This window comes from Pseudooctadecabacter sp. (genome assembly GCF_020627745.1).
Lineage (GTDB): Bacteria > Pseudomonadota > Alphaproteobacteria > Rhodobacterales > Rhodobacteraceae > Octadecabacter.
The window spans coordinates 1-16,812 of the sequence record NZ_JAHDGE010000010.1; the positions used below are offsets into that span (position 1 = coordinate 1).

The following is a 16,812-nucleotide window of genomic DNA, read 5'->3' on the forward strand; positions in this document are numbered from 1 at the left end:
TGGACAAGCAGAAAGCGGGCAAGAAAAAGATGCGCCAGTTCGGGAAGGTGGATATACCTCAGGAGGCGTTTATTTCGGCGCTGAAGATGGATGGGTGATGGACGATTTCGAAGCGCATACGGAAAGGCGATTTTTGCGGAGTATATGGATAGATATAAATGCATCCGAAGATACGATTAGATTTTTACTAATCGATATGTGGCAGAAAAATAGGACTAGAAATTTCTTTGAACTTCTGTTCCTGCAGCTAACGGTCAGGCACCTTTGAGAATGAGTTCAATAGCTTTAGCTTTTTCTTCTGAAACGGCTGGTTTAGGGACCTGAATGTATTCAATTGCGTTCAGTTGGTCACCTCGTCTCCTATTCTGAGGCGCTTCCAACGCCTCGATTAATATGGCTTCTAGCGCCGAAATGACGGCGGTCATATCGATATTTTTTGGAGCTTCTTCTAAAGATCCATCCTCGGAAATGGGTCTGAGACCAAACCAAGAGAAGCGATCCCATCGAGCATTTAGACGGTCCTTGGTATGCTCAAACAACCTCTGACCCATTCGAGGCTCGTCAACTTTCCCGACGTAGATCACTTTATCTCGATCGTGGAGCAAATAGATACCTGTTTGGCTCGTAAAATCAATCGCGTCGGATTTTGGCGTCTCTTGCCCCCTCAAATGAGGATTGGATTTCCAGTCGACATTATCTGATCTCCAATACATACCAAGGCATTGTATAACGCCGCCGAGCTTTTCATCTATTTCGACGGGGATATCTTGTTTAGCCTTTGGATTGATTTTCTCCAATTGCTTTCTGAGTGCATACATACCTTTCCCAAGGCGAATGTAGCTCGACTTGTCTCCCTTATCGTTAATTGATTTGTTGATAATCATGTTCACGCTGTTGGCGGGTGTAGCTCCTAATTTTGACCTTAAGCTGCGTTCTTCCACTTCATTCGCGATGTCAGAATAATGCATTGCCTCGCCAGCATCGCCGAGAACCTTCTGAATTGCTTTGTCCCAAGTCATATTAGCCACGTAGTTTCCTTCCTGGATGGCAGAATTTAGTATTAACATGTCACTAAGGTTGGATTTTGACCAGCCAAACCCCGTGCATTTGCCAGCGCCCGAACCGCCCCCACGGGGCGGGCGCGGCGTTGAACTGGGGTGCACTAAATTGAAACGCCCCTAGGTCTCCGCCCGTTCTCGTTTGAATTGATCCACTGGATCAATTCCTATACGGCTTGAACTCCCTCAGTTCGGGCGCGGCGTTTAGGCAAATGTTCCTTCGATAAATTCTCGCAGTCCCGACGGAACCTCCCCACCACCACGTATCACCCTCAATACCAAGTGAGGGATACCCGCATCCCGGGGCGCCGCCCGTGGCCACCTCAAAACGTCCACTGGACGTTTTGCCGCCGCGGCCGCGACGGACCGGGGGCCACCCCTCATACCAACCAGAGGGCTGATCCATGCATCATAAGGTCTCCGACCGTTCGTACCCCAAAACGCCCCAAGGACGTTTTGCCCCGTGGGTTCGTGTCCTCACGCCCTACATCTTCATCGTCCTGGCGGGCGGCGCGTCGCTGGTGGTTTTTCTGACCTCCGCGCCCGTCTGATCACGGGGCCTGTCGGCACGCTGTGCATACGCCCTGTGTACGGGATGTGTACGCGTTGTGTATGGGGATTTCAGCCGAAAAACGCCCGCACCGTCGCCTCGAACTCGCGCGGTTTTTGCGCGTGCAGCCAGTGGCCTGCGCCCGGCAATTTGGCGAATTTCGCATCCGGGAAAAGCCGTTTGATCTCAGGCCGGTGCGCGGCGGTGACATAGTCGCTGTCTGCCCCCGACAGGAACAACGTGGGGCCGTCATAGGCACCCCGAACGTCAGGAAAGCCGATAATTTTCGGCATCTCGGCCTCCAGAACGTCCAGATTCAACGTCCAACGTTTTCCTTTCACATCAAGGCTTTGCAGCAGGAAATCCCGCACCTCAGGGTCCAGCGTTTCCCCTGCTTGGCCCCGCCGTTCCACACCCGACAAATCCACCGCGCGCATGGCCGCGATGTGCTGCACTTGGCTGTGGCTGTAGCCCACGGGCGCAATGTCCGCGACGATCAATTTCTCAACCAAATCAGGGTGTTGCAGGGCCAGCACCATGGCGGCCTTGCCGCCCATGGAATGGCCCACCACCAGTGACGGCCCCTCCAGCAGCGCGGCCAGATCATCGGCCATGTCAAAGTAACTTTGCGTGTCAAACCAAGGACTTGCGCCGTGGTTGCGCATGTCGGGGCAGATCACGAAAAACGCATCCGACAGCCGTTTTGCAATCACGTTCCAGTTCCGCCCCGATCCGAAAAGACCGTGTGCAATCAACAAGGTAGGGTTCGACGGGTCGCCATGGGTGAGGATATTGAGCATCCCGTTTGACTAGCCCCCCACGGGCGGAATTGAAACCCCCGCCCAACCGCGCTACCCCGTGACCATGGACACCGAAACCGCCGCCGAAAACATCCGCGCCCTGATCGAAGAGCGCCTGCGTCTCAAGGCCCGCAGCCTGTCCCACGGCGTGCGCAGGGCAGGGCGGCTGTTGCCCCCTTGGGCCCGCCGTGAAGCGCGGTATCTGGTACAAGCCGCTGAGATGGCGCGTCACCCGAAAATGCAGGCCCGGATTGACGACGCGCGGGTGGCCAAGGCGCACCGCGACCTGACCGAATACCTCACCTCCATCGACCCGAAGGAACAGAGAAAGACCCGTATCCTCAAAGTCTTAGGCGCGGTCAGCTTTAACCTGATCGTCGTGGTCGCGGCCTTTATCACCTATCTGGTCTGGCGCGGTTTTGTCTGACCCCAGCGGGTCGCGAATGACGAGAGTGACGGTCACGAAGCTGACGTAAAGAAGCAGATACCAGCTGCCCATTTTGCTGATCGACGCCCAGTCAAAATCTGCCGATCCGGCGTAGACCCACGTGCCTGTCAGGGTGCCGATATTTTCTGCGATCCAAAGGAAGAATGACGCCAGAACCGCCGCGACGGGCAGGGGCATCCAGTAGGTGCCGCCTACGGTGAAATAGATCCGCGTGCGCGCGTAGAGCAGCACAGTTGCCGCAAACAACACCACGCGGCTGTCCCAGACAAAGTGGTGCGCAAAGAAATTCACGTAGATCGCCACGGCCAGAACCACCGTCATCCAGAACGGCGGATAAGGCACGAAACGCATGTCGAAAATCCGGATCACCCGCGCGATGTAGCTGCCCACGGACGCGTACATGAACCCGCTGAAAAGGGGCACGCCCAGAACCATGAACACCGCCTCTTCGGGGTAGGTCCATGATCCGGCGCTGACCTTGAAAAATTCCATGGCGGTGCCGGTGAGGTGAAAGAGCAGTATGACCTTCGCCTCTTTCAAGGTTTCCAGCCGAAACAACAGCATAGCGGCCTGTGTTAAGACGGCGAAGACAAACAGGGCGTCATATCGGGTGATCGCCCAATCATCGCCCCAGATCGCTTTTGTGCAAATCACGGCCAGCAACAGCAGCCCGCCAAATAGGCACGCCCACCCCTGTTTGAGGACAAACATCACGAATTCTGCAAACCCGTGGGGCAGGCGGCGGCGCACCCATGTGCCAAAGCCGCGTTCGAGGGATCGTGTGCTGTTCATATCCCCCAAATGCACGAAAGCCGCCGTGGATGTCCACGACGGCTTTGCGCATCACTTGTGCAGATGTCTTACAGGTTTGGATACATCGGGAAGGTATCGCAAAGCGCCTCAACCTCGGCACGCACCTTGGCCTCGACCTCGCCGTTGCCATCGGCGCCATTGGCGGCCAGACCGTCCACAACTTCAACGATCCAATCGGCGATCTGGCGGAATTCCACCTCGGTAAAGCCGCGCGTCGTGCCCGCAGGGGACCCCAGACGCACGCCGGATGTCACCATGGGCTTTTCAGGGTCAAACGGGATGCCGTTCTTGTTGCAGGTGATGTGCGCGCGTTCGAGGGCTGCTTCCGTGTCGTTGCCTTTCACGCCCTTGGGCCGCAGATCGACCAGCATCACGTGGCTGTCGGTGCCGCCTGTGACGATGTCCAGACCGCCCTTCATCAGCTGATCCGCCAGCGCTTGCGCGTTCTTGACGACCTGTTCCTGATAGGCCTTGAATTCAGGGCGCAGCGCCTCACCAAAGGCTACGGCTTTACCGGCAATCACATGCATCAGGGGGCCGCCCTGAATGCCGGGGAAAATGGCGGAGTTGAACTTTTTCGCCAGCGCCTCGTCATTGGTCAGGATCATGCCACCACGGGGCCCACGCAACGTTTTGTGCGTCGTCGTTGTGGCCACATGGGCGTGCGGGAAGGGGGAGGGGTAGAGGCCTGCGGCCACGAGACCCGCGAAATGCGCCATATCGACCAGCAGATAGGCGCCCACAGAATCCGCGATCTCACGCATGCGGGCAAAATCAATGATCCGCGGAATGGCGGAGCCACCGGCGATGATCAGCTTGGGCTGATGTTCGGTCGCCAATTCCTGCACTTGGTCATAGTCCAGCAGGCTGTCCTGCTTGCGCACACCGTATTGGATGGCATTGTAAATCTTGCCGGACTGGTTCGGCTTGGCCCCGTGGGTCAGATGCCCACCGGCGTCCAAGGACATGCCCAGAATGGTGTCACCGGGTTTGATCAGCGCCTGAAACACGCCCTGATTGGCCTGAGAGCCGGAATTCGGCTGCACATTGGCAAAGCCGCAATCAAACAGCTGCTTGGCGCGGTCGATTGCCAGATTTTCGGCCACGTCCACGTGCTGACAGCCACCATAGTAGCGGCGGCCGGGATAACCTTCGGCATATTTGTTCGTCATGACGGAGCCCTGGGCCTCCATCACGGCGGCAGAGACGATGTTCTCTGACGCGATCAGCTCAATCTCCTTGCGCTGGCGGCCCAGTTCGGCGCCGATGGCGGCGGCTACTTCGGGGTCGCGGGTGGCAAGCGTTTCGGTGAAAAAGCCGTCGTCTTTGGTCGGGGCGTTCATGGCAGCGTCCTTTCGGCATTGGGGTTGCGGCCTTTTAAGCGGTCCGCCAGCGCCATAAAACCCCAATTCCGCGCATGATGTTTATGCCGCAGGCGGCGGTTTGCGCCCGATCCGCGACTTGCGTTTCCGAAAGGGGCAGGCGACAACGGATGGGAAACCCTTCAAGGACAGGGCCTTACCCATGGCAAAACACCTCGCCTTTGTGGCCAGTGACGCGCCCATCGCCCGACAGGCACAGGCGGCGCTGACGCGGCAATACGGCGGCGTCGCGGTTGAGGAGGCGGAAATCATCGTGGCCTTGGGCGGGGATGGGTTCATGCTGGAAACCCTGCACGGCACCCAACATCTGCCCGCGCCGGTTTATGGCATGAACCGCGGCACGGTCGGGTTTTTGATGAACAACTTTTCCGCCCAAGGGCTGCGCGAGAGGCTGGACCGCGCCGAGGAAGAGGTGATCAACCCGCTGCACATGGCTGCGACCTGCGTCGATGGCACCCAGCATAAGGCGCTGGCCATCAACGAGGTGTCCTTGCTGCGTGCGGGCCCGCAAGCGGCCAAGCTGCGCATTCATGTGGATGGAAAGATGCGGATGGATGAACTGGTCTGCGATGGCGCTTTGCTGGCCACGCCTGCCGGGTCAACCGCCTACAACTATTCGGCCCATGGCCCGATTGTGCCTATCGGATCGGATGTTCTGGCGCTGACGGCGGTGGCCGCGTTCCGGCCCCGCAGGTGGCGCGGGGCGCTGTTGCCGAAATCCGCCCGCGTCACGTTTGAGGTCACGAATGCCGCCAAGCGCCCGGTCAACGCGGACGCCGACGGGGTGTCCGTCAAGAACGTCGCGACCGTCGACGTCTGGTCCGCGCCGGAGATCGCACACCGCATTCTTTTTGACCCCGGCCACGGGCTGGAAGAACGGCTGATCCGCGAACAATTCGCCTGACCGGCCAAATTTTCTTTGGAACGATTTGCGCGGGGTTCCGTTGTGTGAGTGAAGCCGCGCGGGGCGGACCCCCGCAAGTGTCACAAACCAAGGAGACACCCATGAACTGGGATATCGCCAAAGGAAAATGGAACGAAATCAAAGGTTCAGCCCGCGAGCGTTGGGGTGAACTCACGGATGACGAACTTGACGAAGCCCAAGGCGAGCGTGAACAGCTCGTTGGCAAGGTCCAGCAGAAATACGGCAAGACCAAAGCCGAAGCAGAGCGTGAAGTCGATGACTTCATTGCCAGCCTCTGAGGAGGCTGAACATGGTAGGGGGGCGGCTCTGTGGTGGGGTCGCCCTTTTACCCAATCCCGATTTTCGACCCGCTGTCCGGGCCTGAATGTCGGGGCGATCGGAAACCGCAGGTGACCCACACCTGCGGTTTTTTTATTTGGCGTAGCCGATGGTTTGCAGTGCTGTCTTTATCTCGTCCAGAATGGCCGGGTCGTCGATGGTCGCAGGCAGTTTGAACGCCTCCCCATCCGCGATCTTGACCATCGTGCCACGCAGGATTTTGCCGGATCGTGTCTTGGGCAACCGGTCCACCACACAGCACAGTTTGAAGGCGGCCACCGGGCCGATCTTGTCGCGCACCAGTTTCACGCAGCCCTGCACCACGTCTTCGGGCGCGGTCTCCACCCCTTTGCTAAGGCAGACAAACCCCACCGGCAGCTGGCCCTTCAAGGCATCCGTCACCCCGATGACCGCACATTCGGCCACATCCGGATGGGCGGCCAGAACCTCCTCCATCGCGCCTGTGGACAACCGGTGTCCGGCCACGTTGATCACGTCGTCGGTGCGCGCCATGATATAAAGGTATCCGTCCTCGTCGATCATGCCCGCATCGCCGGTTTCATAATAGCCGGGAAAGGTGGTGAGGTAGGATTTCAGGAACCTGTCCTGCGCATTCCACAACGTGGGCAGGGTGCCGGGCGGCAGCGGCAATTTCACCGCAATAGCGCCCAGTTCACCGGCGGGCAGGGGGTGGCCCTCGTCGCTGAGGATTTGCACATCAAACCCCGGCATCGCCACCGTGGGCGACCCCAGCTTCACCGGCAGCGGCTCGATCCCCACGGGATTGCCCGCAATGGTAAAGCCCGTTTCGGTCTGCCACCAATGGTCGTAAATCGGCTTGTCCAGCTTGTCCTGCATCCACTCAATCGTGTCCGGATCGGCCCGTTCACCGGCCAGATAAATCTGCCCCAGACAGCTGAGGTCATATTTCTTCACGAACTCACCGTTCGGGTCTTCGCGTTTCACCGCACGGAAGGCCGTGGGGGCGGTGAAGAAGGATTTGACGTTGTGTTCTTCGATCACCCGCCAAAAGGTGCCTGCGTCGGGGGTGCCGATGGGCTTGCCTTCGAAGACAATCGTGGTGTTGCCGTGGATCAGCGGCGCGTAGCAAATATAGCTGTGCCCCACGACCCAGCCCACATCGGAGGCCGCCCAGAACACATCGCCGGGGTCCACATTGTAGATGTTCTTCATTGTCCAGTTCAGCGCCACCAGATGCCCCGCCGTGGGCCGCACAACGCCCTTGGGCGCGCCGGTGGTGCCGGATGTGTAGAGGATATAGGCCGGATGCGTCCCCTCAACCGGAACACAGTCGGCGGGGGCTGTGCCGTCCTGAAAGCCGTGCCAGTCCACATCGCGCGCGCCCAGGTCACAGGGGTGTTGGTCACGTTGCAGGATCACGCAGAAGTCTGGCGTGTGGTCGGCCAGTTCAATCGCGCCGTCCAGCAGCGGTTTGTAGTCCACGATCCGCCCCGGTTCCAACCCGCAGGACGCGGCGATGATCGCCTTGGGTGTCGCATCGTCGATCCGCACTGCCAGTTCATTGGCCGCAAAGCCGCCGAAGACCACCGAATGGATCGCCCCCAGCCGTGCGCAGGCCAACATCGCCTCCAGCGCTTCGGGCACCATGGGCATGTAGATGATGACGCGGTCGCCCTTGCCGACACCTTTCGCGGCCAGACCACCGGCCAAAGCCGCCACACGGGTCTGCAATTCGGCATAGGTGAATGTGGCCTTGGTGCCGGTGATGGGGCTGTCATAAATGACCGCCACCTGATCCCCGCGCCCTTGTTCCACGTGCCGGTCAATCGCGTTGTAGCAGGTGTTCACCTGTGTATCGCGGAACCATTCATAAAGCGGTGCCTTGTCGTCAAACAGCGCCTTGGTCGGGGCCACATCCCAGTCAATCGCCTGCGCGGCGTCCAGCCAGAACGCCTCCGGATCATCCTGCCAGCTTTGATAAACGTCGCGGTATGCCATGGTATTCTCCTCCGTTGGGACAGGCATAGGACGCATGCGGACGCAGGGGCAAGCCCGATGGGGGGCCTATTGCGCGGACTTTGCATTTTGTCGCAGATGTGGGGTGCAAAGTTTTGCAAAGCGCCCTGTCCGCGCGTCTCCGTGCGAAGGCCGCGCACCTCGGGTGCAAAATTGCAAAGCCCTAGCCGTATTGCTGCACCGGCGTTCCTGCAATCGCTGCCATGTTCAGCAATCCGCGTGCGGTGATCGCAGGTGTGACGATATGGGCGCGGTTGCCCATGCCCATCAGGATCGGCCCCACCTCAAGCCCGCCTGCACGCATTTTCAGAATGTTGCGCACCCCCGATGCGGCATCCGCATGGCCAAAGATCAGCACATTCGCGACACCTTCCATCCGGTTGTCGGGCATCAGCCGTGCCCGCAAATCAGGGTCAAGCGCCGCGTCGATGTTCATTTCGCCTTCATAGTCAAAATCGACCTTGTGATCGTCCAGAATGGCCATGGCCGCCCTTATCCGCGTTCCCGTGTCGCAATCCAGATTGCCAAACTGCGATTGCGCGCAGAACGCGATGTTGGGTTTCAGGCCGAACCGTTTCACATGCCGCGCGGCCCCGATGGCCGATTGCGCAATCTGTTCGGGGGAGGGTTCGGACCGCACATGGGTGTCGGCAATAAACAGCGGTCCGTCTTCCAGAATCATCATCGACAGCGCGCCTTGCACGCTGTGGTTCTTACCCAGCACGTTTTCGATGTAATTGAGGTGCCAGCGGAACTGCCCGAAGGTGCCGCAAATCAGGCTATCCGCCTCTCCGCGTTGCACCATGACGGCGCCGATGGCCGTGGTGTTGGTGCGCATGATGGCCCGCGCCAGATCTGGCGTGACCCCCTTGCGCGCCATCAAGGTATGATAGGTTTCCCAATAATCCCGGTATCTTGGGTCGTTTTCGGGATTTACGATGTCCAGCTTGCTGAGGTCCATTTCCAACCCCGCCCGCAGCGCCCGTGCGCGGATCACGTCCGGTCGCCCGATCAGGATGGGGGTCTCTGTTGTTTCCTCCAAAATCGCCTGCGAGGCGCGCAGCACCCGTTCGTCTTCGCCTTCGGCAAAGACGATCCGCCGCGCCGCTGTGGCCGCCGCCTGAAACACGGGCCGCATCAGCATGGCGGATTTGAACACGGACGCATCCAGCGCTGCCTTATAGGTCGGAATATCCACCTCTCGTGTGGCCACGCCTGTTTCCATGGCGGCTTTGGCGACCGCGCTGGCCACCACCCCCATGAGGCGCGGATCAAAGGGTTTGGGGATCAAATACTCCGCCCCGAAAATCAGCTGCTCGCCCTGATAGGCCGATGCGGCCTCGGCCGATGTTGTGGCCCGCGCCAGTGCTGCGATCCCCTCAACGCAGCCGATCTGCATGGCGTCGTTGATCTCTGTGGCGCCTACATCCAGCGCGCCGCGAAAGATGAATGGGAAACACAGCACGTTGTTGACTTGATTGGGAAAATCGCTGCGGCCTGTGGCAATCAACGCGTCCGGTTTGACCGCCCGCGCGTCATCGGGCAGGATTTCCGGCGTGGGGTTGGCCAGCGCAAAGATGATCGGCGTGTCGGCCATTTTGGCGACCATATCGGGCGTCAAAACACCGGGGCCGGACAGGCCCAGAAACAGATCGGCCCCGTCGATCACATCATCCAGCGTCGCAGGCACCGTGCCCTGCGCATATTCCGCCTTTTGCGGGCTCATATCCGTCTTACGGCCCTCGTAAACCAGCCCCTCAATATCGCACAGCCAGACGTTTTCGCGTTTGACACCCAGCTTAAGCAGCATGTTGAGGCAGGCAATGCCCGCCGCACCCCCACCCGTGCTGACGATTTTAATGTCCTCAAACCGTTTTCCCGCCACCCGCAACGCATTGGTCGCCGCCGCCCCCACGACAATCGCCGTGCCGTGCTGGTCGTCGTGAAACACGGGGATGTTCATTCTCTCGCGGCACAGCTTTTCCACGATAAAACAATCGGGCGCTTTGATGTCTTCCAGGTTGATGGCACCGAAAGTCGGCTCCATCGCGCAGACGATATCGGCCAGTTTTTCGGGGTCGGGTTCATTTAGTTCAATGTCAAAGCAATCAATGTCCGCGAACTTTTTGAACAGGACGGCCTTGCCCTCCATCACCGGTTTGGAGGCCAGCGCACCGATGTTGCCCAGCCCCAGAACGGCCGTGCCATTTGTCACCACCGCCACCAGATTGCCGCGCGCGGTGTATTCGCGTGCGTTTGTCGCATCGGCCTTGATTTCAAGGCAGGCCTCGGCCACGCCAGGACTATATGCGCGCGCCAGATCACGCCCGTTGGCCAAGGGTTTCGTGGCGCGAATTTCCAGCTTTCCGGGTTTTGGATTGCGGTGATACTCCAACGCCGCCTGCCGCAGTGTTTCCTTGTGCGTATCGTTGGGCGTATCGGCCATGTCGGGCTCTCTTTTCTGTTCGGTGCATCCAAAGCCTGCAAAAGTAGTTTAACGTTAAATTACTTTTGCGACCTAGGGTCAATCCGACTGTCATACACAGGTGCATTGGCCCCTTGCAATTCCTGTTAGCGCACAACACCCTGCGCAAATGACGGAAACGAACCATATTCGCGCCGAGGTTTGCCTGCCCACCACCGATCTGACGGCAGATATCGGGTTTTTCACGAAGACGTTGAAGATGCGGATGGATACGATCTACCCCGCTGATGACCCCAGCGTCGCGGTCTTTTCCGGCCACGGCCTGCGGGTGCGGCTGGATCAGACCAGCCAGGCGTCCGCCGGTCACATCCGCATCCTCACGGATGCCCCGTGGACCGATGCGCGGCTGACCTCACCGGGGGGAACGCGGGTTGATATCGCCCCCCTTGATCCACCGTTGCACATGCCCCCCACCGACCACAGCTTTGTGGTCCGCCGTCTGGCCGATCAGGCGCCATGGGTCATTGGCCGCGCGGGCATGCATTACCGCGATCTGATTCCCACACGGCTTGGCGGGTCCATCATCGCGTCCCACATCCGCATCCCCGATGGCGGGCCGGTTCCCGACATGGTGCATTTCCACAAGGTCGGGTTTCAGCTGATCTATTGTTATCGCGGCTGGGTCGATGTGGTCTACGAAGACCAAGGCGGCCCCATCCGACTGCACGCGGGCGATTGCTTCATCCAGCCCCCCGAAATCCGCCACCGCGTGTTGGAGGCCTCGGACGGCATCGAAGTCATCGAAATCGGCGTTCCGGCGGAACACGTCACCGAAATCGACCACGACATGACGCTGCCGACCCCGCACCACCGCCCCGACCGCGAATGGCAGGGACAAAGGTTTGTCCATAATGTTGGTAAAGACGCCCTCTGGCATCCGTTCCGTCTGACAGGCTTCATCGCCCGCGATACCACGATAAACGACGCCACAAAATCTGTCGCAGGCGTTCAGGTCATCCGTCGCGGGCAGGGCACGCCAGAATGGACGCGCCATGACGCCGACATCCATTTCACCTTCGTGATGGAGGGCGCGATGACGCTGGAGGGTGAGGGTAAGGACCCCCATCGGTTGGAGCCCGGCGATGCCTTCGTCATTCCGCCGGGCCTGCGAACGCGCTACGCCGACCCGACCGAAGACCTTGAATTGCTTGAGGTTTCCCTACCGGGTGCTTTCAAGACGCTGACCTAGTCTGCGCGGTCTTCCAGAAACCGGATACGTTCGACTGCCTGCTGCTGGGTCAGCGCCCCGTCAAAAGGCTCATCCAGTTTGTCGCACAGCTGTCGCAGCTTTGCGGCCTGCACTTCGGTCATCGGGGCGTCTGCATCATAGTGCGGATCAAGGTTCAGATTGGCTTCTGCTACGCGCAATGTGTTGGGCATGTTGATCTCCTTTGATCCTTAACCCTTGGTCGGCCTGTCCGGTTCCCCCTTGCGCTTGGGGCCACGGGTTGCGACAAATCTGACCAACACAGGAGCTGCCCTCATGTCCCTTCTCGACGCTGCCCGCACCGTGCGCGAAAACGCCTATGCCCCCTATTCCAACTTCAAGGTTGGCGCGGCCCTGCGCACCGCTGACGGCACGGTCTTTACCGGTATCAACGTGGAAAACGTGGCCTACCCTGAAGGCACCTGCGCCGAGGCTGGCGCCATCGCCGCCATGTGCGCCACCGGCGCGCGCGAGATTGCAGAAGTCGCGGTGATCGCGGACGCGCCGGCCCCCGTGCCGCCCTGCGGTGGCTGCCGCCAGAAGATCGCGGAATTTGCGAAGGCGGATGTGGTCGTGACGATGGCCACCACCGATGGCGCGACCTTGCAGATGACCGTGGCAGAGTTGCTGCCCGGCCGGTTCGATGCCTCCCACATGGATCGCACCTGATCCATGGATGCGCGCACGATCATTGCCAAGGTCCGGCGGGGTCAGACACCCACCTCTGACGAACTGGCATGGTTTACGAATGGTCTGGCCACACGCGATGTGTCCGACGCACAGGCGGGGGCCTTTGCCATGGCCGTCTGCCTGAACGGTCTGTCGGACGCAGGTCGCGTGGCGCTGACCACCGGAATGCGCGACAGCGGGGAGGTCTTGTCGTGGGACCTCGACGGTCCCGTCCTCGACAAACATTCGACCGGCGGGGTGGGGGACCCGGTGTCGCTGCTTTTGGCACCCGCCTTGGCGGCCTGCGATGTCTTCGTGCCCATGGTGTCGGGGCGGGGGCTGGGCCACACGGGCGGGACGCTGGATAAACTCGAATCCATCCCCGGCCTCAGCACCACCCAGACCACGGCCAGTTTCCGGAAAATCACCCGTGATATCGGGTGCGCCATCGTCGGGGCCACCAAATCCATCGCCCCTGCAGACAGACGGTTATATGCCATTCGGGACGTCACAGCGACGATTGAGTCCGTTGATCTGATCTGCGCGTCGATCCTGTCCAAGAAACTGGCCGCCGGTCTGGACGGGCTGGTGCTGGATGTGAAAACCGGCAGCGGGGCGTTTATGAAAACGCCCGAAGACGCGGCCACGCTGGCGCGCGCGCTGGTCTCCACCGCCAATGGCGCAGGCACGCCCACCGCCGCCTTCATCACCGACATGTCGCAGCCGCTGGCCCCGTCCCTTGGCAATGCCACCGAAGTCGCGGTCTGTCTTGAACTTCTGTCCGGCAACCGCGCCGCCGCCCCCCGTTTGCATGACGTGACCGTGGCGCTGGCCGGGCGTCTTCTGGCGCTGGCGGGTCACGCCGAAGGCGAAGCCGAAGAACGCGTGGCCGCCGCCATTTCCTCGGGCCACGCTATGGTCTGTTTCGCGGCCATGGTCCGCGCCATGGGCGGACCGCCCGATATTGCCGAAGACTGGCACACCCATCTGCCAAAGGCCCCCGTGGTGGGCGACGTGCCCGCCATGCGCGACGGATATGTCACCGCCATTGACGGGGAGGCCTTGGGCCTTGCCGTGGTGCGCATGGGCGGCGGGCGGCAGGTCGAAACCGACCGCATCAACCCCGCCGTGGGCCTGTCCGACGTGGTCGAACTGGGCCGCAAAGTCTCCCGTGGGGACCTGATCGCGACCATCCATGCCGCCGATGAAGACAGCGCCGAGGCCACGGCGCGCGCGGTCCTCGACGCGATCACCATCACAGACACAGCCCCCGACCTGCCCGACCTTATCCACGAACGGATCGACCCATGACCGACGCACGCGCCTTTCTTCTGGTCATCGACAGCGTCGGCATCGGCGGCGCGCCCGACGCGCACAAGTTCTTCAATGACGCCACGCCCGATACAGGCGCGAACACGCTGGGCCACATCGCGCAAGCCTGTGCCGCAGGACAGGCCGAGGACGGGCGCAGCGGCCCGTTGGCCATTCCCACGCTCAACGCCATGGGGGCAGGGGCGGCGATCAAACTGGCCACCGGTCTGGATTTGGGCTGGCCTGCGCCCACCGGTGCCTATGCCGCCGCGACCGAGGTCAGCATGGGCAAGGACACCCCGTCGGGTCACTGGGAACTGGCCGGCGTGCCCGTCCCGTGGGATTGGACGACCTTCCCCAAAACCACCCCCGCATTCCCGCCGGACGTCACCGCGCGCATCTGCGAATTGGCGGGCACCGATGGGATCCTGTGCAACGGTCACGCTTCGGGCACGGAAGTCATCGACACCTTCGGGGCCGAGCATGTCAAAACCGGCTGGCCCATCTGCTACACCTCCGTGGACAGCGTGTTGCAGATCGCCGCCCATGAGGACCACTTCGGCCTAGACCGTCTATTGACGCTCTGCGAGGCCCTCGCCCCCATGCTGCATGACATGAAAGTCGGCCGCGTCATCGCACGGCCTTTCGTGGGCGCGGAGGGCGCATTCGAACGCACCCTGAACCGCCATGACTACGCCATCGCCCCACCCAGCCCCACCTTGTGCGACTGGGTTCAGGGCGCGGGCCGATCGGTGCAAGCCATTGGCAAGATTGGTGATATTTTCTCCATGTCCGGCATTGATGAGGTCCGCAAAGGCGCGGATGCGACGCTTATGAATCACTTGTCCGACCTGATCGACACCGCCCCCGACGGCGGGTTGGTCTTCGCCAATTTCGTGGAATTCGACAGCCTTTATGGACACCGCCGCGATGTCTCAGGCTATGCGCGGCATCTGGAATGGTTCGACGCAGCACTGGGCCGCCTTCTGCCCAAACTGCGGCCCCATGACCTGCTGATCGTCACGGCGGACCATGGCAACGACCCGACATGGACGGGCGGCGATCACACCCGCGAACGGGTGCCGGTCCTGATCCACGGCGCAGGCGCGCGCGACCTTGGCCATGTGGCGTTTGTCGATGTGGCAGCCTCCGTCGCGGCACATCTGGGCGTCCCCTCACACAACGGAACATCCTTCCTATGACCTATCAGTCCATGCCCAAAGTCGAATTGCACACCCACCTTGAGGGCTGCGCCCCGCCTGCCTTTATCCGCGGGCTGGCACAGGAAAAATCCATCGACATTTCGGGTATTTTCAATGCCGACGGCACCTATGCCTACCGTGATTTCGACCACTTCCTAAAGGTGTATGAGGCCGCCTGCACCACCCTTCAGACACCGCAGGATTTCTACCGTCTGACCCGCGCGGTGCTGGAAGAAAGCGCCAGCCACGGCGTTGTGTACCAAGAAACCTTCGTCAGCCCCGACTTTTGCGGCGGCGGCGATGTGGCCGCGTGGCGCGATTATGTGGCGGCGATGAAGCAGGCCGCCGATGAGATGGACGAGGTGATCACGCTGCGCGCCATCGTCACCTGCATCCGCCACTTCGGCCCCGACGCCGCCAAACCCGCCGCACGCTGCGCCGCCGAAACCTTTGGCGATTTCATCACCGGGTTCGGCATGGCGGGGGGCGAAATGGTGGGCCGTCCGGGCGATTATGCCTACGCCTTCGACATGGCCCGCGAAGCCGGAATGCCGCTGACCTGTCACGCAGGCGAATGGGGCGGGCCGGACATGGTGGCCGACACCCTGCGCGATCTGCGCGTGGCCCGCATCGGCCACGGCATCAACGCCATCAAAGACCCAGCCTTGGTGGATCAACTGGCCGAACACGGCGTGGTGCTTGAGGTTTGCCCGGGCTCCAACGTGTTCCTCAAAGCCTCGGGCGATTGGCCACAGCACCCCATCGCGAAACTGCGCGACGCGGGCGTCAAAGTGACCGTCTCAACCGATGATCCGCCGTTTTTCGGCACCACCATGACCCGCGAATTCGACATGCTGGCCCGGACCTTCGGCTGGGATGAGGGGGATTTCAAAGCCCTCAATCAGACCGCCCTCGACGCCGCGTTCTGCGACGCCGCCACCCGCACCAAAATTGCCAAACGACTGGACACCCAATGACGACCTTGCCGCACCTGACCCATGTCACGCACCCGCTGGTGCAACACAAACTGACGCTGATGCGCGACCAGGAGACGCCCACGGCGGTCTTTCGCCAGCTTCTGCGCGAAATCAGCCAGCTTTTGGCCTATGAGGTCACGCGCGAATTGCCGATGACGACGAAATCCATCGAAACCCCCATGGAAGCGATGGAAGCGCCCACGTTGGAGGGCCGCAAACTGGCCCTGATTTCCATCCTGCGGGCGGGCAATGGGTTGCTGGACGGCATGTTGGAACTGATCCCCTCGGCCCGTGTGGGGTTTGTGGGCCTCTACCGCGACGAAGAAACCCTGCAGCCGGTTCAGTATTATTTCAAAGTCCCCGATCATCTTGAGGACCGCATGGTCATCGCCGTGGACCCGATGTTGGCCACGGGCAATTCGTCGATCGCGGCGATTGATCTGCTCAAGAAAGCGGGCGCAAAAGACATCCGATTCCTGTGTCTTCTGGCCTCCCCCGAAGGGATCGCTGCCATGAAAGAGGCCCACCCGGACGTGCCCATCGTGACCGCCGCAGTGGATAGTCACTTGAATGACAATGGATATATTGTGCCGGGGCTAGGGGATGCGGGTGATCGCATGTTCGGCACCAAATAAGGGCAACAATTCCTTTACTTCCTAGGCATTGTTC

The 16,812-nt window shown here is 60.7% G+C and carries 17 protein-coding genes; 10 read left to right on the forward strand and 7 right to left on the reverse strand.

Translation table 11 applies throughout. The annotated features are described in order from the left end of the window. The coding region (locus QZ653_RS06445) for a hypothetical protein (RefSeq protein ID WP_296418794.1) at positions 1-98 on the forward strand (98 nt) is incomplete at its 5' end. Between the two features lie 156 nt (positions 99-254). On the opposite strand, the gene QZ653_RS06450 is transcribed toward QZ653_RS06445, so the two are convergent. Both QZ653_RS06450 and QZ653_RS06455 read right to left on the reverse strand, forming a co-directional pair. Further along, entirely contained in the window at positions 255-1,019 is a 765-nt protein-coding gene (locus tag QZ653_RS06450; RefSeq protein WP_296418797.1) for an HTH domain-containing protein, read from the reverse strand. A 660-nt stretch (positions 1,020-1,679) separates the two neighbouring features. Next, positions 1,680-2,408, reverse strand: a complete 729-nt coding sequence (locus QZ653_RS06455) for an alpha/beta fold hydrolase (protein ID WP_296418696.1) — start codon at positions 2,406-2,408, stop codon at positions 1,680-1,682. Between the two features lie 64 nt (positions 2,409-2,472). On the opposite strand from QZ653_RS06455, the gene QZ653_RS06460 reads away from it, so the two are divergent. After that, positions 2,473-2,835 carry a hypothetical protein gene (locus QZ653_RS06460; protein ID WP_296418697.1) on the forward strand — a complete coding sequence of 121 codons (363 nt, stop codon included), beginning with the start codon at positions 2,473-2,475 and terminating at the stop codon, positions 2,833-2,835. Here the strand turns inward: QZ653_RS06460 and QZ653_RS06465 are convergent. Next, entirely contained in the window at positions 2,758-3,648 is an 891-nt protein-coding gene (locus tag QZ653_RS06465; protein WP_296418699.1) for a DUF817 domain-containing protein, read from the reverse strand. The genes QZ653_RS06460 and QZ653_RS06465 overlap by 78 nt on opposite strands. Before the next feature lie 68 nt (positions 3,649-3,716). After that, positions 3,717-5,012, reverse strand: a complete 1,296-nt coding sequence (glyA, locus tag QZ653_RS06470; RefSeq protein WP_296418700.1) for a serine hydroxymethyltransferase — start codon at positions 5,010-5,012, stop codon at positions 3,717-3,719. 181 nt (positions 5,013-5,193) lie between these two features. Between glyA and QZ653_RS06475 the strand changes: the two genes are divergently transcribed. After that, positions 5,194-5,955 carry an NAD kinase gene (locus QZ653_RS06475; RefSeq protein ID WP_296418701.1) on the forward strand — a complete coding sequence of 254 codons (762 nt, stop codon included), beginning with the start codon at positions 5,194-5,196 and terminating at the stop codon, positions 5,953-5,955. Between the two features lie 101 nt (positions 5,956-6,056). Further along, positions 6,057-6,254 (forward strand): CsbD family protein, encoded by a 198-nt coding sequence (locus tag QZ653_RS06480; protein WP_296418703.1) that lies wholly within the window; start codon positions 6,057-6,059, stop codon positions 6,252-6,254. A gap of 133 nt (positions 6,255-6,387) precedes the next feature. Here the strand turns inward: QZ653_RS06480 and QZ653_RS06485 are convergent, their stop codons facing one another. Both QZ653_RS06485 and QZ653_RS06490 read right to left on the reverse strand, forming a co-directional pair. Then, complete coding sequence (locus tag QZ653_RS06485; protein ID WP_296418705.1) at positions 6,388-8,274, reverse strand: propionyl-CoA synthetase; 1,887 nt, start codon at positions 8,272-8,274, stop codon at positions 6,388-6,390. Between the two features lie 181 nt (positions 8,275-8,455). Beyond that, positions 8,456-10,738: an NADP-dependent malic enzyme gene (locus tag QZ653_RS06490; RefSeq protein WP_296418706.1), complete on the reverse strand. Its 2,283-nt coding sequence runs from the start codon at positions 10,736-10,738 to the stop codon at positions 8,456-8,458. Between the two features lie 148 nt (positions 10,739-10,886). On the opposite strand from QZ653_RS06490, the gene QZ653_RS06495 reads away from it, so the two are divergent. Further along, on the forward strand, positions 10,887-11,966 hold the full coding sequence (locus QZ653_RS06495; protein WP_296418708.1) for a cupin domain-containing protein: 1,080 nt from the start codon (positions 10,887-10,889) through the stop codon (positions 11,964-11,966). Here the strand turns inward: QZ653_RS06495 and QZ653_RS06500 are convergent. Beyond that, positions 11,963-12,157, reverse strand: a complete 195-nt coding sequence (locus QZ653_RS06500; RefSeq protein ID WP_296418710.1) for a DUF3072 domain-containing protein — start codon at positions 12,155-12,157, stop codon at positions 11,963-11,965. The genes QZ653_RS06495 and QZ653_RS06500 overlap by 4 nt on opposite strands. 103 nt (positions 12,158-12,260) lie before the next feature. Here QZ653_RS06500 and cdd point away from each other — a divergent pair, with 103 nt between their 5' ends. From cdd to upp, 5 genes are read left to right on the forward strand one after another with little or no spacing between them, the layout of a single operon-like run. After that, positions 12,261-12,653 carry a cytidine deaminase gene (gene cdd, locus QZ653_RS06505; RefSeq protein WP_296418712.1) on the forward strand — a complete coding sequence of 131 codons (393 nt, stop codon included), beginning with the start codon at positions 12,261-12,263 and terminating at the stop codon, positions 12,651-12,653. A 3-nt stretch (positions 12,654-12,656) separates the two neighbouring features. After that, positions 12,657-13,964: a thymidine phosphorylase gene (locus QZ653_RS06510; RefSeq protein ID WP_296418714.1), complete on the forward strand. Its 1,308-nt coding sequence runs from the start codon at positions 12,657-12,659 to the stop codon at positions 13,962-13,964. Continuing rightward, complete coding sequence (locus QZ653_RS06515; protein ID WP_296418715.1) at positions 13,961-15,166, forward strand: phosphopentomutase; 1,206 nt, start codon at positions 13,961-13,963, stop codon at positions 15,164-15,166. Before QZ653_RS06510 ends, QZ653_RS06515 begins: the two co-directional genes overlap by 4 nt. Continuing rightward, entirely contained in the window at positions 15,163-16,143 is a 981-nt protein-coding gene (locus QZ653_RS06520) for an adenosine deaminase (protein WP_296418718.1), read from the forward strand. The genes QZ653_RS06515 and QZ653_RS06520 overlap by 4 nt, the downstream gene beginning before the upstream one ends. Continuing rightward, the gene (upp, locus tag QZ653_RS06525) at positions 16,140-16,778 is read left to right on the forward strand and encodes a uracil phosphoribosyltransferase (RefSeq protein WP_296418719.1); all 639 of its coding nucleotides are present in this window, start codon (positions 16,140-16,142) and stop codon (positions 16,776-16,778) included. Before QZ653_RS06520 ends, upp begins: the two co-directional genes overlap by 4 nt. Positions 16,779-16,812 lie beyond the last annotated feature (34 nt).

What these genes read in the sequence shown, in the direction of transcription:
- QZ653_RS06515 (WP_296418715.1), top strand. Translation starts at nt 13,961, where the DNA reads ATGACCGACGCACGCGCCTTTCTTCTGGTCATCGACAGCGTCGGCATC.
- cdd (WP_296418712.1), top strand. Translation starts at nt 12,261, where the DNA reads ATGTCCCTTCTCGACGCTGCCCGCACCGTGCGCGAAAACGCCTATGCC.
- QZ653_RS06485 (WP_296418705.1), bottom strand. Translation starts at nt 8,274, where the DNA reads ATGGCATACCGCGACGTTTATCAAAGCTGGCAGGATGATCCGGAGGCG.
- QZ653_RS06520 (WP_296418718.1), top strand. Translation starts at nt 15,163, where the DNA reads ATGACCTATCAGTCCATGCCCAAAGTCGAATTGCACACCCACCTTGAG.
- QZ653_RS06465 (WP_296418699.1), bottom strand. Translation starts at nt 3,648, where the DNA reads ATGAACAGCACACGATCCCTCGAACGCGGCTTTGGCACATGGGTGCGC.
- QZ653_RS06475 (WP_296418701.1), top strand. Translation starts at nt 5,194, where the DNA reads ATGGCAAAACACCTCGCCTTTGTGGCCAGTGACGCGCCCATCGCCCGA.
- upp (WP_296418719.1), top strand. Translation starts at nt 16,140, where the DNA reads ATGACGACCTTGCCGCACCTGACCCATGTCACGCACCCGCTGGTGCAA.
- glyA (WP_296418700.1), bottom strand. Translation starts at nt 5,012, where the DNA reads ATGAACGCCCCGACCAAAGACGACGGCTTTTTCACCGAAACGCTTGCC.
- QZ653_RS06480 (WP_296418703.1), top strand. Translation starts at nt 6,057, where the DNA reads ATGAACTGGGATATCGCCAAAGGAAAATGGAACGAAATCAAAGGTTCA.
- QZ653_RS06455 (WP_296418696.1), bottom strand. Translation starts at nt 2,408, where the DNA reads ATGCTCAATATCCTCACCCATGGCGACCCGTCGAACCCTACCTTGTTG.
- QZ653_RS06460 (WP_296418697.1), top strand. Translation starts at nt 2,473, where the DNA reads ATGGACACCGAAACCGCCGCCGAAAACATCCGCGCCCTGATCGAAGAG.
- QZ653_RS06450 (WP_296418797.1), bottom strand. Translation starts at nt 1,019, where the DNA reads ATGACTTGGGACAAAGCAATTCAGAAGGTTCTCGGCGATGCTGGCGAG.
- QZ653_RS06500 (WP_296418710.1), bottom strand. Translation starts at nt 12,157, where the DNA reads ATGCCCAACACATTGCGCGTAGCAGAAGCCAATCTGAACCTTGATCCG.
- QZ653_RS06495 (WP_296418708.1), top strand. Translation starts at nt 10,887, where the DNA reads ATGACGGAAACGAACCATATTCGCGCCGAGGTTTGCCTGCCCACCACC.
- QZ653_RS06510 (WP_296418714.1), top strand. Translation starts at nt 12,657, where the DNA reads ATGGATGCGCGCACGATCATTGCCAAGGTCCGGCGGGGTCAGACACCC.
- QZ653_RS06490 (WP_296418706.1), bottom strand. Translation starts at nt 10,738, where the DNA reads ATGGCCGATACGCCCAACGATACGCACAAGGAAACACTGCGGCAGGCG.